The sequence below is a fragment of the Halomonas alkaliantarctica genome (genome assembly GCF_029854215.1).
Lineage (GTDB): Bacteria > Pseudomonadota > Gammaproteobacteria > Pseudomonadales > Halomonadaceae > Vreelandella > Vreelandella alkaliantarctica_A.
Genome location: NZ_CP122961.1, coordinates 796,374 through 810,126, shown reverse-complemented (window position 1 = coordinate 810,126; position 13,753 = coordinate 796,374). Strand labels below are relative to the sequence as shown.

At 49.6% G+C, this 13,753-nt stretch carries 11 protein-coding genes; 3 read left to right on the top strand and 8 right to left on the bottom strand.

Features of this window, described 5'->3' with window-relative positions; translation table 11 throughout:
- The first annotated feature begins 24 nt into the window (after positions 1 to 24).
- Complete coding sequence (locus QEN58_RS03680; RefSeq protein ID WP_280105807.1) at positions 25 to 945, top strand: DMT family transporter; 921 nt, start codon at positions 25 to 27, stop codon at positions 943 to 945.
- Between the two features lie 155 nt (positions 946 to 1,100).
- On the opposite strand, the gene QEN58_RS03675 is transcribed toward QEN58_RS03680, so the two are convergent.
- The gene (locus QEN58_RS03675; RefSeq protein WP_280105806.1) at positions 1,101 to 2,192 is read right to left on the bottom strand and encodes a hypothetical protein; all 1,092 of its coding nucleotides are present in this window, start codon (positions 2,190 to 2,192) and stop codon (positions 1,101 to 1,103) included.
- A gap of 272 nt (positions 2,193 to 2,464) precedes the next feature.
- Positions 2,465 to 3,676 carry an MFS transporter gene (locus QEN58_RS03670; RefSeq protein WP_280105805.1) on the bottom strand — a complete coding sequence of 404 codons (1,212 nt, stop codon included), beginning with the start codon at positions 3,674 to 3,676 and terminating at the stop codon, positions 2,465 to 2,467.
- Positions 3,677 to 3,832: 156 nt separating this feature from the next.
- On the opposite strand from QEN58_RS03670, the gene QEN58_RS03665 reads away from it, so the two are divergent.
- Positions 3,833 to 4,720 (top strand): LysR family transcriptional regulator, encoded by an 888-nt coding sequence (locus tag QEN58_RS03665; protein WP_280105804.1) that lies wholly within the window; start codon positions 3,833 to 3,835, stop codon positions 4,718 to 4,720.
- A gap of 43 nt (positions 4,721 to 4,763) precedes the next feature.
- Here QEN58_RS03665 and QEN58_RS03660 read toward each other — a convergent pair whose 3' ends face one another.
- The 6 genes from QEN58_RS03660 to guaB form a co-directional block, all read right to left on the bottom strand.
- Positions 4,764 to 4,982, bottom strand: coding sequence for a hypothetical protein (locus tag QEN58_RS03660; protein WP_280105803.1), 219 nt, complete (start codon positions 4,980 to 4,982; stop codon positions 4,764 to 4,766).
- A 192-nt stretch (positions 4,983 to 5,174) separates the two neighbouring features.
- Positions 5,175 to 6,731 carry a DUF6883 domain-containing protein gene (locus QEN58_RS03655; RefSeq protein WP_280105802.1) on the bottom strand — a complete coding sequence of 519 codons (1,557 nt, stop codon included), beginning with the start codon at positions 6,729 to 6,731 and terminating at the stop codon, positions 5,175 to 5,177.
- A gap of 368 nt (positions 6,732 to 7,099) precedes the next feature.
- Positions 7,100 to 8,041 carry a sce7725 family protein gene (locus QEN58_RS03650; protein WP_280105801.1) on the bottom strand — a complete coding sequence of 314 codons (942 nt, stop codon included), beginning with the start codon at positions 8,039 to 8,041 and terminating at the stop codon, positions 7,100 to 7,102.
- Positions 8,042 to 8,060: 19 nt separating this feature from the next.
- The gene (locus tag QEN58_RS03645; protein WP_280105800.1) at positions 8,061 to 8,942 is read right to left on the bottom strand and encodes a sce7726 family protein; all 882 of its coding nucleotides are present in this window, start codon (positions 8,940 to 8,942) and stop codon (positions 8,061 to 8,063) included.
- Positions 8,943 to 9,031: 89 nt separating this feature from the next.
- Positions 9,032 to 10,609: a glutamine-hydrolyzing GMP synthase gene (gene guaA, locus QEN58_RS03640; RefSeq protein ID WP_280105799.1), complete on the bottom strand. Its 1,578-nt coding sequence runs from the start codon at positions 10,607 to 10,609 to the stop codon at positions 9,032 to 9,034.
- A 94-nt stretch (positions 10,610 to 10,703) separates the two neighbouring features.
- On the bottom strand, positions 10,704 to 12,173 hold the full coding sequence (gene guaB / locus QEN58_RS03635) for an IMP dehydrogenase (RefSeq protein ID WP_280105798.1): 1,470 nt from the start codon (positions 12,171 to 12,173) through the stop codon (positions 10,704 to 10,706).
- Between the two features lie 221 nt (positions 12,174 to 12,394).
- Here guaB and xseA point away from each other — a divergent pair, with 221 nt between their 5' ends.
- Positions 12,395 to 13,735 carry an exodeoxyribonuclease VII large subunit gene (xseA, locus tag QEN58_RS03630; protein WP_280105797.1) on the top strand — a complete coding sequence of 447 codons (1,341 nt, stop codon included), beginning with the start codon at positions 12,395 to 12,397 and terminating at the stop codon, positions 13,733 to 13,735.
- The last annotated feature ends 18 nt before the right edge of the window (positions 13,736 to 13,753 follow it).

Sequence of the window (13,753 nt, the reverse complement as noted above, 5' to 3'; positions counted from 1 at the left end):
GGAATTCATCTCTGGAACGCTGCAATGAAGGCCACCGCTGAACCACAAGATAATATCCTACAGGGCATAAGCCTTATCGTGGGGGCTGTCTTTCTGCTGGCGTTGACCGACGCCCTGGTTAAGTATCTAAGTGCCAGTATGTCGCTATGGCAACTCTATGTCATCGCCTCAACACTCTCGCTGCCGATACTCTTTGGATTGATCATTGGCCATTCAGGCCCCCACCCCAAGGTAAAATCACGCCGCTGGGTGGCGATAAGAAGCCTGCTTCTGTTGCTGATGTGGATAACCTACTACGCAGCACTGCCGCTGATTCCGCTTTCGGTGGCGGCGGTCGCCATCTACACAACGCCGCTGTTTATTGCCGTGCTGGCTGCTTTTGGGGCGGGCGAGCATCTTTCACGCCAGGCGTGGCTGGGCATCCTCTGCGGTTTCCTGGGCGTGGTGGTGGTGTTGCGCCCTGGCGGCGACACTTTCACACCTGCCACACTGCTACCCGTGCTTGCCGCCCTCTTTTATGCGCTAGCCATGCTGGTCACTCGCCACCACTGCCAAAGAGAGCACCCCTTACTTCTCACCCTGGGATTAAATCTAGCCTTCCTGGCAGCAGGCACTCTCTTCAGCGTGCTGGTGGCAATCAACAGCACAGCAACGATCGCCGAACACGCGCCGTTCCTGTTCGCCGGTTGGCAACCGCTAGACGCCAAAGCGTTAGTGCTCGTGGGCGCCTACGCCCTACTGCTGATCATTGTGAATACCGGGGTGGCAAGGGCTTATCAAATTGCCCCTTCGGCGTTGATCGGCACCTTTGATTACGCCTACCTCATCTTTGCCAGCCTTTGGGGCTACTTGCTCTTCAGCGAAGTGCCCGATGCCATGACCTGGCTGGGTATGGGCATGATCTTAATCGCGGGAGTGATGGTGTTTCGGCAAAGGCGGGTCTGACGCCTATCTTATTGGCGAAGTGGCCACCTCAATAGTTGCTCAACCACGCAGCACCGAATAGCGCGAGCCGCGTCTGACACCGTGCGGCTTGTAAAAGCAGCCTTTTACCATCAGCTCTCAAAATTCTGCGCTGCAGTGGCTCTACTCCAGCTCATTCAAGAGTCACACTCCATAACCTTAGCCACGCTGGCAGATGGGACTAAAGCAATTTCCTTCGACACGCCGTTCTGCCAAGGTCGAGTATAAAAGATATCTCTAGTAGCCATCGGAATCCTTAGATCAACGCTTTTTAAGCGGTCATCTTCGCTGCGCAACTCAGGCAGAACTTTAGATTCCTCAGTCCAAATGAACACTGTGCAACCACGACCACCTGTCGCTGAGCTCGACATAGCATACCCAACAAATACCTGGTTTAAGGGTGGCATGGTACAAACTACCAGAATAACAATTCCGGCAATGCCGCCCGCACGTATAATAGGCTTAGGCTTACGAGAGACGTCCCATATGCTCCACACAATCGCCATCTGGAATATAGATAACAGCAACATAGAAATTATCAGAAACCCCAATATACCTATTAATCCGGCGCTTACTTTTGACTCAACAATTGCACCTAGATTAATCATGACGAGCGTCTGAAAGGTGCCATATGCAATAAAGCCACCCCACTTTTCTTTAGCATGAGCTTTCCAAACGAGAGGCAACATCTGACGTACAGACAGGGCCAAAGAAAAAGAAAATGAAAGAGTAGCGGTAACGAAAACTCCCAGATACCACAGCCAATTCAAGGATTCAGGCCAATACAAAAGTGATATGACAATAATCGCAGGAACGGTTAGCCCCAAGCACCAACATATAGTCAAGCGCCCTCGCACCTTATGTTCGTTATTAGAATAGCTACTCCCACTCTGAAGCATTTCCTCTAAAAGACTACGACTTAGCGCCTTGCTTCGACTCAGCAATATCATTGCTGGCAGTGCAGCTGAGCATGTTAAAATGAATACGGCATATGCGATGAGGATAAAAAGGGCCGGAAGCCCGTTAATAACATCGGGAGAAGTGATACTGAGTGGAATCGCTTCTCCTACCAGATAACCATGCATTGCAATAACAGAGAGAGCCAGAGTGCCAATTCCCAACAAAGCCCAATAGCTCATCACAAAATCTGCTGCTCTCCGAACCTCTACTGTCCAATCAGCTCCCTGGTTCTGTAACATACTCGGATTGTGCTCAATATTATTATCCATCGCTCTCAATCACTCCAATTCAACATATAAGCATTACACCCAGTAGGTATGTTTTCCCGTAATTAGCATTGAAGCATTATCAACAAGAGTCAGCCCGCATCCAATCAAAGCCGTTACGATGCTCTGCAATTTATTGATGTTTCAATTCCTGCACTCATCTCATTTAATGCGAAATGGCACCAAGATTCCATTCTTTAGATTGCAGTTCTGAACTTACAAGCTGCAAGGACAGTTATGAATAGCTCTAGCCATCGACAATTCTTGCTATACTACTAGCGTTTTGAAGCCGGAAAACCATGTAGGCGTGCCGACCATACAACTAACAGGGTTACTACAAGTAGGACAAGCAGCGCGGGTGGGAATGAAACGACACCAAAACGATCCAGCAATATACCACCAACGATTCCTCCACCTGCGATAGCCAAGTTCCAGGCTGTAACTAGCATGGACTGCGCAACGTCTGCTGCTTCTCCAGCTGTTTTGGCGAGAGCTGTTTGAAACAAAGTAGCAGCTCCGCCGAATGAGATTCCCCATGCACCGACTGCAACATACACTGCGATTGGCACATCGCCAGCCACTCCAAGCACCAGCGCTGCCAATCCGAATATAAAAGTACTAGCTAAAGTCAGTATGCGAAGATACCGGTCAATAAATACACCAATGACCCAGATGCCGATCAGAGCAGAAATACCAAAGACAAGTAGAACCAGATCAGTTCGTTCGGCCAAATTAGCATTAGCCAAAAAAGGTGCGATATAAGTGTAAAGAATGTTATGCGCTAGCACGAAAACAAGGACTACGAACAATACAGGACGAATACCAGGCATAGTGAATACCTGTCTCAGCGTGAATCTTTTACCCGCAGACTGGCCTGCAAAATCAGGTACTTTTACACGAACCCAAACGATTAGCACTAACGCCATAACACTCATGATTCCGAAGCAAGCACGCCAACCTACCAGCGTCCCGAGAAACGTACCCGCCGGGACACCCAAAGATAGGGCCAATGGTGTGCCCACCATTGCAATCGCGATGGCACGCCCTTTTAGATGTTCAGGAACCATTCGAGCGGCATAGCCTGCCAAGAGCGCCCACAACAGCCCTGCCGCTACGCCAGCAAGGAAGCGGGCAACCATGGTCAAAATGTAACTCGTTGAGATTGTGGTGACCGTATTGGCGATAGCAAAACCTACGATAGCGGCCAGCAGTAAGGGACGGCGCCGAATCCCCTGGGTAGCAGCCACCAACGGAATGGCGGCAACAAGGGAGCCGATGGCATAGATGGTAACAAGCTGGCCAGCAAGTGAGTCTGAAACCCCTAGCCCCGCTCCGATCTGAGGCAACAGACCAGCTGGCAAAGCCTCGGTTAGTATTGTGACGAACCCCGCTAATGCAAGTGCTAGTAATGCCGTAACCGGAAGACGATCCGATTGAGCTGTTTTACTGCACTCCATATTTAAGTTGCTTGTTTCTGATGTGCTCATAATCATTGAACCCGCTAAAAGCGAAGGTATCTTGCTATTAATTAGCGTTTCCCTTTCGCATGTGAGAGTAGATGATTACTTTAAGTATATTGAAAAAAGAGGACAATAACGCTAGAGTTCAAAACATATCGGACAAAAATTCCTAAATGGTGAAATATGGACGCTCTAAGTGGAATTGACTACTTCGTACAAGCGGCAGAGACTCGAAGCTTTTCAGAGGCTGGTCGCAATCTTGGTGTATCTTCATCTGCAGTTGGCAAAAGCGTAGCTCGATTAGAAGCCCGCTTGGGAGTCCGTTTGCTTCATCGAAGTACCCGCAGCATCACACTGACTGCAGAGGGAAGATTATTTCTTGAGCGATGCCGTCGTATATTGTGTGAAGTCGAAGCAGCAGAACTCGAGTTATCAGAGATCCATAAGGAACCCAAAGGTAAACTTCATGTAAGTCTACCGCTGGTGGGCAGTTTGGTTATGCCAGTGCTTACTTCATTTATGCATCAATACCCGTTAATTGAGTTAGATGTCGACTTTTCGGATCGAATGGTGGATGTCGTTGAAGAAGGGTTCGATGCTGTTATCCGCACCGGTGAGCCAACAGACTCAAGACTAATGTCTAGATCTCTTGGAACATATCGCTTGTTGCTTGTCGCTTCACCGGACTACATATCCAAGTATGGTAAGCCTGAGACCCCTGCCGAGCTGAGCGATCATGCTTGCTTGCAGCATAAATTTCCCAGCACAGGTAAATACGAGTCTTGGCCGTTAGTTCGAACTAATACAGAATCAGAATCCATGATACATGCAGCTATGGTATGTAATACTTCTGAAGCTCTGCTTGATGTGGCAATATCTGGTTTAGGAATCGCCTGCTTACCTGACTTTATGGTGCGAGAAACCATAAACAGGGGGGAGCTAACTACCTTATTGGATGACTATATTGAGCATCAAGGAGCGTTTCGTATGTTGTGGCCTACCAGCAAATATATGGCCCCTAAACTACGTTTATTCATTGATTTTATGGCTGAAGAACTATTTAAGTATTAACAAAATCGGCCTTTTCTTAAAAGGCTATAAAAAAATATTGCATTTACTCTTTTAACATCTGATAGCAGCATTCGCGCCTAACAAAGTCAATACGATTACTACTCAGGTTCATTAGCTCAAACCATTTTTCGCTTTGTCCAAGCCATTGTTCAATATCTGGTTGTGTCGGCTGTCCTAAATCAGAGCTATAGAGTACTCTTGGCACACTTTTAAGCACCATTAAAAAATCTTCCCATGCCTGGTAGCCAAGCAAATAAGTCAAGGCTGTCTGCTCAGCATAGACCATCGGTGCTTGCGATAGATTAAGTAGTACTTCAGCTACAAAATTTTATTAAAACTTTACAATCAAAGTAGTCACTTCTTTAAGTGAGATTAAGCCGCATAACATCGACTATTTACGACAGACCGTCTCTTTAGCCATAGTTACACAGGCAAATGAGATCAAGAAAATCAGTCAAGTGTAGTATATCTCTGAACGGCAAACGATGCTATTCCGGCGCAGCACGCGCGCGAAAGCATCGGCATACGCCATGGCAGATTCAGCGGACTGGGCAATACGTTCAGCAGAAATTACATAACCAGATTTATAATGGCTGTAACCTCGCCCATTATTTCTGAGCCACCGCGCAAAAGACTTTCGCCCGTCCTCAAGAACGATAGAAGCTCCGCCACAATCACCTTCCATATAAACCTGGTTTTCGACCACGAGCGGCTTAGGAATACATGCATTCATAGCCTCTAACCCGGATGCATGCGCAAGGTCGTAAAGCGTTTTCCAGCGTTCATTACCTTTCAGGTTATCGGAAAGCAGCGGAGGGATACTAGCCTTCTTTTCAAGTTCAGGATTTTTCTTGCCAGGATAGGCGGTAACAAACGAGGCTCGCTCACCGAGCCGCACAATCCAGATTGTTTCGATAGTCGCTGTCTCTCCATTCTTACCGATGACAGGCAAATTCGCCTTAAAGCGAACCCCGTATTCATCAATGCCCACATCTTCATAGATGACATTACGAAGAGCGTCTACAAGCTGGCAGTGAAGATAGGTCTTATCTGATTTAATAATTCTTAGATGGTCTTCAAAAAACTTTGCCTTACCTCCATTTTTCTTGTGGTCAGGATTGAGCAGATAGGCCACAATCTTACTGGCCTGAATATTGACTTCTTCTAAAGCATCAGGTAGCTGAGAAATATCCCATTCAAACTCTCGGTTCAGATCGCATAGTGATCTGCTAAAGCTTAAGTCATGCATGACCTTCTGATGAACATCAAGCGCCATTCGCTGCTCCATCCGCATTTTGCTAACTAGGCCACGGGCACTTAGGCCTGAGGGAAGAGCTAGCGGAGGTGCAGCATTATCGAACTGATCATAGGGAACGATGCCCAGCCCTGAAGGAGAAAATTCCTCGGCACCAATGAAAAAAGCATCGTCAGTTCCAGGATAACCGCCTTCTACATACACACGCCCACCACGAAGAAACGCGTCCTTAAACATAGCCTCAATAAACAGGTAGCAGTGAAGCGGATTGCCTAGATCAGGTGAAACAGCACCTATATAAAGCGGATGGGAGCGTAGCTTCTGATCCATCTTTGAGGCGATATTCTGTGCAAGCATCGGCACGAACGTGGCATCTAGTGAACGTCGACCTACTTTTTCCCAAAAGCTCTCACGATCTACCGTATGCCACCGTTCAAGGCACGTCTCGACAAAATCTCCGACGAGAGTAGCATAAAGATCCAAGTCAGGATGCTTGGTTAGGCTCGTCTGAAAAGTTACCGCGCTATTAGGTTTTTGATTCTTGGCCGACTCGATTTTAATCGTTCCAGGCTTATAGCAAAGCTGTTGCAGCAGCACACCACCACGATAAATCCGTGTTTCCACTTTACCCTTTGGGTCGGCAATCTTCAGCGCGCGAAGAAATGCCTCATCTAGCCACTCCTCTATCTCTTCAGAGCCAAGAGGTGCAGCGAACAGAAAAGCAACAGGGGTTGTTTCGTGTGAATTTACAGACACTCTATACCACCTTTTTTGCTGTGCATGCCTTACAAGCCATTTCTACGTTTAAGAACCACAACCTCTAAGGTACTCATGGCAATCGTAACCATGTGGATTGAACGAGTGAAAGCAACGTAGTGCTACATGCGCGAACCTATCTTGTCTTCAATAGACTACTTACTCAATAGCCAAGTCGAAGCGCATTTAAATATTGACCATTAAAAAAGCGTCGACTACAAGCATTACCGTGCAACTTTCACTTCTAACCAAACTAATCTAACCGACACAGACTTCCATCTTCAAGCCAACCAAAGAAAAGCAATAGATATTGCCTTTTTGACTTACATAAAAGCAACAACTTATAAAAAATTTGTTTATTTACACATTTAAACAAAAGCCACTCTTCCATTTGAAATAATTCGATCAATCATTTCCACATGATGTTTTATGGAGCACTTTTTCGGAAACCCTAATGCCTTATAAGAACCAGAAACGTAATTGTTCACATAGTCATAAACACCTGAAGTGTTAAATGGTTGTGAAGGTGGGTTTCCTACATATTGCATAAGCTTGCCTAGTGCATCCCAATACATATCCTCAGTAGAAGACCCAGGCGCAGAGGATGATACAAAATGGTTGCAAATAATGTTTTTGCTTCTTTCTTCAGTCAAATGCAAAGCCACATGGGCTGGATTCCCGCCTCCTTTAGCATAATAGTCCCCAACGGATGCACAATCTCCAAAGCCATTAAATCCTAAAGAATTATAGTTGTAGACAAGATCATCAAAATTAGATTGCGCTGGATAATCACCATTAACGTTTTGGCGAGAAAAACCATCCCTTATTAAAACTCTACTATTTTTCTGGAAACCATTTATAATATGAGAAGGTGCTTCCCCAGAATGAAAAACATGCACTGGGGAAATAAAATTAACAATCTGAGACTGTATTCCTGCCTCATTAAACAAGTGATTCCTGTGTACAAAAACAGTTTGCACGCCGTTAAACATCGAATCAAATACTTTAATATCCTTAATATTTGTAGTAGATGAAACCTCTAGTGCAGGAAAAATAAAACCCGGATTTCGAGTGATTAAATCACCAACAATTCTCAAAACTTCCTGAGACTGAGGAATAGGATCACCTTGATCAGAATTTACGACAATTGAAACTCTTAATCCACTATCAAGAATAGACTTAATTCTATTTTCAAATGCATACAATGTCACTGGCTTGAATATTGGCACTACTAAAGGACTAAGGTTTACGGCTAAATCTCTAAACGCCAACACTTCATTTTGTTTTGATCTAAGGTATGGCCAATACATATAAACCCCTTGAATTGAATTATATTATAATAGGCTTGTCGAATCTATCTATCAAACTTAACCAATCGCACTTTCTTATCTTATACTCATAAAAAGCAGCAATTAGCGAGTCTGGTATAAAATCAACAATACTAGGCTTAACATTATTTTCAACCCTATCACTTAGAACAGACAATAATGCCGTATGCATCTTTATGGGTGACTCTTTCGAAAAAAGATCTCTTATTCTTTTGCATCTTTCAAATTTTGAAAAACTTAATATATCTAGCTCAAGCGAACAAGCTAAACTTTCGTATTCCTTTTTTTTCAAAAGATCAAACATACTTGCACTATCAAGCAAGCCAAAAAAATCTTTCGACTCCCTTACTACACTGACAGTTTTATTCTTGGTGAGTACGTTAATACCCACGCTCTCTGGAACATAGTCTGCCACTTTACTTTTATGTTTCGAATCAACCACTAATACCACATTTGAGAAACACCGATAATATGCCTGAACCTGATCACGTAAGCGAGAAAGGCTATCTAATTCTGTCTTGATTTCATATACCACAGCTTTTTTATTTTTATTAACAAATATAGCATCAGCTCTTGCACCAGCTATTTTCACCTCTGGAATCCAAATTGTTGTCTTAGGGCTATAAGTGCCATATATCTTCTTTTTTATCATTGTGTTTTTGTAGACGTATTCGCTTCTTCTATGGTTTAAGAGAATACAGTATACGCAGTCAAAAAAATCTCTTAACCCCATTTTCTTATCAACGATATATTGTCTAGATAATACATTAAAAATATAGTTATTGTTTTCGGTACTGCCATACCAGGCTGTCTCATTTATATTTCTAGAAGAGAAAACGCTTGAACATGCTTTTAAGAAAGCCGTATCTTCATAATAGGCCATATCGTTCACCATGAATCAATAGCCTCACAATCACATCAAAATTAATTAAAAGCAAGGGCTGCCCCCTTGCTTTTTAAATTTAGGCAAACTCACTCCCACTCAATAGTAGCAGGCGGCTTACTACTAACGTCATAAGTCACCCGCGAAACCCCTTCCAACTCATTGATAATCCGGTTGGAGACCTTCTCCAGCAGCTCGTAGGGCAGGTGCGCCCAGCGGGCGGTCATGAAGTCGATGGTTTCTACCGCGCGTAGTGCGATGACCCATTCGTAACGGCGGCCGTCGCCTACTACGCCTACGGATTTCACCGGCAGGAACACGGCGAAGGCTTGGCTGGTTTTTTCGTACCAGCCGGAAGCGCGTAGCTCTTCGATGAAGATGGCGTCGGCATCGCGGAGGATGTCAGCGTAGTCTTTCTTTACTTCACCCAGAATACGCACGCCCAGGCCGGGGCCAGGGAACGGGTGGCGGTAAACCATATCGTAGGGCAGGCCGAGCTCCAGGCCAAGTTTGCGCACTTCGTCTTTAAACAGTTCGCGCAGCGGCTCGACCAGCTTGAGCTTCATGGTTTCCGGCAGGCCACCCACGTTGTGGTGAGATTTGATCACGTGTGCTTTGCCGGTTTTAGAGGCGGCGGATTCGATCACGTCCGGGTAGATGGTGCCCTGGGCCAGGAAGTCGACGCCGTCGATCTTGCTGGCCTCTTCATCGAACACGTCGATGAAGGTGTTGCCGATGATCTTACGCTTGGCTTCCGGGTCTTTCTCGCCCTTTAGCTTGCCGAGGAAAAGGTCTTCGGCGTCTACGCGGATCACCTTCACGCCCATGTGCTTGGCGAAGGTCTCCATGACCTGGTCGCCTTCCGCTTTACGCAGCAGGCCGTTGTCGACGAATACGCAGGTCAGCTGGGTGCCAATGGCTTTGTGCAGCAGCGCGGCAACCACAGAGGAATCCACACCGCCGGAGAGGCCGAGCAGTACGTGGCGGTCGCCCACTTGCTCGCGCACGCGCTGTACCTGGTCTTCGATGATTTGCGCAGGTGTCCACAGCTTTTCGGCTTTACAGATATCCAGCACGAAGTGCTCAAGAATCCGCTGGCCCTGCAGGGTGTGGGTCACTTCCGGGTGGAACTGTACGCCGTAAAACTGCTTCTCTTCCCAAGCCATGGCGGCAATCGGGCAGCTCGGTGTAGAGGCGGTCACGGTGAACTCGGCGGGCGCTTCAGCCACCTTGTCACCGTGGCTCATCCATACGTCCAGCAGGGCTTTGCCGCTTTTAGCGTCTACGTGGTCTTTGATGTCTTTGAACAGGGCATTGTTTTCGTCAATCTGAATCTGCGCGTAGCCGAATTCACGCTGGTTGGAGCCTTCTACCTTACCGCCCAACTGCTCGGCCATGGTCTGCATGCCGTAGCAGATACCAAACACCGGCAGGCCCATTTCAAACACGCACTGGGGCGCGCGCGGGGAGTCCAGTTCCGTCACGGATTCTGGGCCACCGGCCATGATAATGCCGTTCGGGTTGTACTCGCGGATCTCTTCTTCGGTGATATCAAACGCGCGGACTTCGGAGTAAACACCGATCTCGCGAACGCGGCGGGCGATCAGTTGGGTGTATTGCGAACCGAAGTCGAGAATCAAAATCTTATGGGCGTGAATGTCACTCATGGCGGGGTCTCGGTTAAGCGGTGCGGGTGCCGCTGGTAAGGCCAAAAAGCAAGCGGCGAGCAATGCCCGCCGCCGTTTTAACTAAAAGTGCTGGTTAGCTCACCCGGTAGTTGGGGGCTTCCTTGGTGATCTGCACGTTGTGGACGTGGGATTCATTAAAGCCAGCGCCGGTAATCTGTACAAACTCCGGCTTGGTGCGCATTTCCTGAATATCGCGGCAGCCGGTGTAGCCCATGGAAGCGCGCAGACCGCCCATCAGCTGGTGGACGATAGCGCCCATCATGCCTTTATAGGGTACGCGGCCTTCAATGCCTTCCGGCACCAGCTTCTCGGCACCTTCGCTCTTATCCTGGAAGTAGCGGTCGGCACTGCCCTGATTCTGGGACATGGCGCCCATGGAACCCATACCGCGGTAGGCTTTGTAGGTACGGCCTTGGTAAAGTTCGACTTCGCCCGGTGCTTCTTCGGTACCGGCCAGCAGGCCACCGACCATCACGGCGCTCGCGCCAGCGGCAATCGCCTTGGCCAGGTCGCCGGAGAAACGGATGCCGCCGTCGGCAATCAGCGGAATGTCGTACTCTTTGAGCGCTTCGGCCACGTTGGAAACCGCGGTGATTTGCGGTACGCCAACGCCTGCCACGATGCGCGTGGTGCAGATCGAGCCAGGGCCGATACCGACTTTCACGGCGTCCGCACCAGCTTCGGCAAGCGCCCGGGCCGCGCCAGCGGTGGCAATGTTGCCGCCAATCACCTGAATATTGGGGAAGTGCTCTTTGATCCAGCGTACGCGATCAATCACCCCTTTGGAGTGACCGTGGGCGGTATCGACAATGATGACGTCGACACCGGCTTCGGCCAGTGCCGCGACGCGATCCGGCGTTTCCGGGCCGGTACCCACCGCCGCGCCGACTAACAAACGGCCGTCGCTGTCTTTAGCGGCCATTGGGTAGGTGCGGGCTTTTTCGATATCCTGGAAGGTGACCAGGCCGCGCAGGTGGAACTCGTCATCGACGATCAGCATTTTCTCGATACGGTGTTCGCGCATCTTGGCTTTGCTGGTTTCGAGATCGGTGCCTTCCTTGACGGTCACCAGACGCTCGCGGGGAGTCATGATGTCCGCGACGCTGTCACCGTGGTTGGGCTGGAAGCGCATGTCACGCTCGGTCACAATACCCACCAGGGTTTCGCCTTCTACCACCGGGAAACCGGAGAAGCCGTTTTCACGCGCCATGGCGAGCAGGTCTTCGAGCTTGGCTTTGGGGCTAACGGTAACCGGGTCCTTCACAATCACGCTTTCGTGCTTTTTGACCTTACGCACCTCAGCGGCTTGCTGGGTCATGGCCATGCTCTTATGGATGATGCCGATGCCGCCTTCCTGGGCCATCGCAATCGCTAGACGCGCTTCGGTAACGGTGTCCATCGCAGCGGAAAGTAGCGGAATATTGAGCGAAAGATTGCGGGTCAGGCGGGTTTTGAGGCTGACATCCTTGGGAAGAACATCGGAGAAGCCGGGAACGAGGAGTACGTCATCGAACGTTAGTGCTTCTTGGGCCATACGTAGCATAGCGGCAACACCCTGATTGAGAGGAAGTGGGGCGTGAAAGGTTAATCGCCTATTATAGCGTTTTGAGGGGTGTCCCAGCAATGCAGTCAAGCTGTTGTGCTTATACCAAATGCTAATGACGTATGCTGTTAGGCTTAATGGGCTGCTGTTTATTAACGAAAGTCCGCTATTTACTGACACGTTTTAGACACAGCCCGACTTTCTTGAACAAGGCATTTTTTATGCAAGAAGCTGCAAAAGCCCTCACCGTCAGCCAACTCAACCAACGCGCCAAGCAGACCCTTGAGCGCGATGTGGGCGAAGTGTGGGTGGAGGGCGAGCTTTCTAACGTTTCCCGCCCCGCTTCTGGGCATGTCTATTTCACGTTGAAGGATGACCGGGCGCAGATCCGCTGCGCACTGTTTCGACAGCGGGCACGGTTTGTGTCGGCACCCATGCGCGACGGTGATCAGGTCAAGCTGCGCGGGCGGGTGTCGCTGTTCGAGCCCCGCGGCGATTATCAACTGATTGCCGAGGCCGTTCAGGCGGCAGGCCTGGGCGAGCTGCTGGCGGCCTTTGAGCGTTTGAAAGCGCAGTTGGAAGGCGAAGGCGTGTTTGCCAACGCCCGGCCGCTACCCTTTCCACCCCGCAAGCTGCTGATTTTAAGCTCGGCCACCGGAGCGGCGATTCGCGATGTGCTGGCAGTGCTGGAAGCGCGCTGGCCGCTGGCGGACGTCACGCTGATTCCGGTGCCGGTGCAAGGCGCCGAAGCCGCCCCGGCGATGATATCGGCGCTGGCACTGCTTAACCGTCAGGCACGACTAGACCCGGAGCGGGACGTGATTTTGATCACCCGCGGCGGCGGTAGCCTGGAAGACCTCTGGGCGTTTAATAATGAGCATCTGGCACGGGCAATTTTTCACTCCCGGCTGCCGGTGATGTCGGCGGTGGGCCACGAGGTGGACATCACCCTGGCGGATTTTGCCGCGGATATGCGCGCGCCTACCCCCTCGGCCGCCGCCGAACGCTTGGTGCCGGATCAAAACACCCTCAAGCGCCAGCTTGAACATCAACACAGCCGTTTGCAGCGGGCTATGCAGGCACGCCTGGAACGCGACAGCCAACGGCTGGATACCCTGCGGGCCAAGCTGCGCCACCCCGGCGAACAGCTCAACCGTCAGCGCCAGCACTTAACCGCTCTCAACCAACGTTTGAATCGCGCCATGCAGCAAGCGCTCGGCCAACAAAAAGCGCAGGTGACGCAGCTGAGCAGGCGTTTAGCCAGCCAGGATATGCGGCGGTTGCATCGTGCGGAAAGTGAACGCGTGAGCCAGTTACAGCGCCGTTTGGCTTCTGCCATGCAGCGCCAGCTAGAGAACCGACAGGCACGCTTGAAAGCCGCAGCGCGGGAGCTCAATGCGGTCAGCCCGCTGGCGGTTTTAGGACGGGGCTATGCGATTGCCCAGGATGAGCAGGGGCAGGTGATTCGCCGCGCGGAAGATACTCAGCCCGGTCAGAAGCTGAAACTGAAGCTTGGCGAAGGCAGGCTCAGCGTGGAAGTTAAGCGACGTCTAAAGACCTAAGTTAAATGGCCGATATCT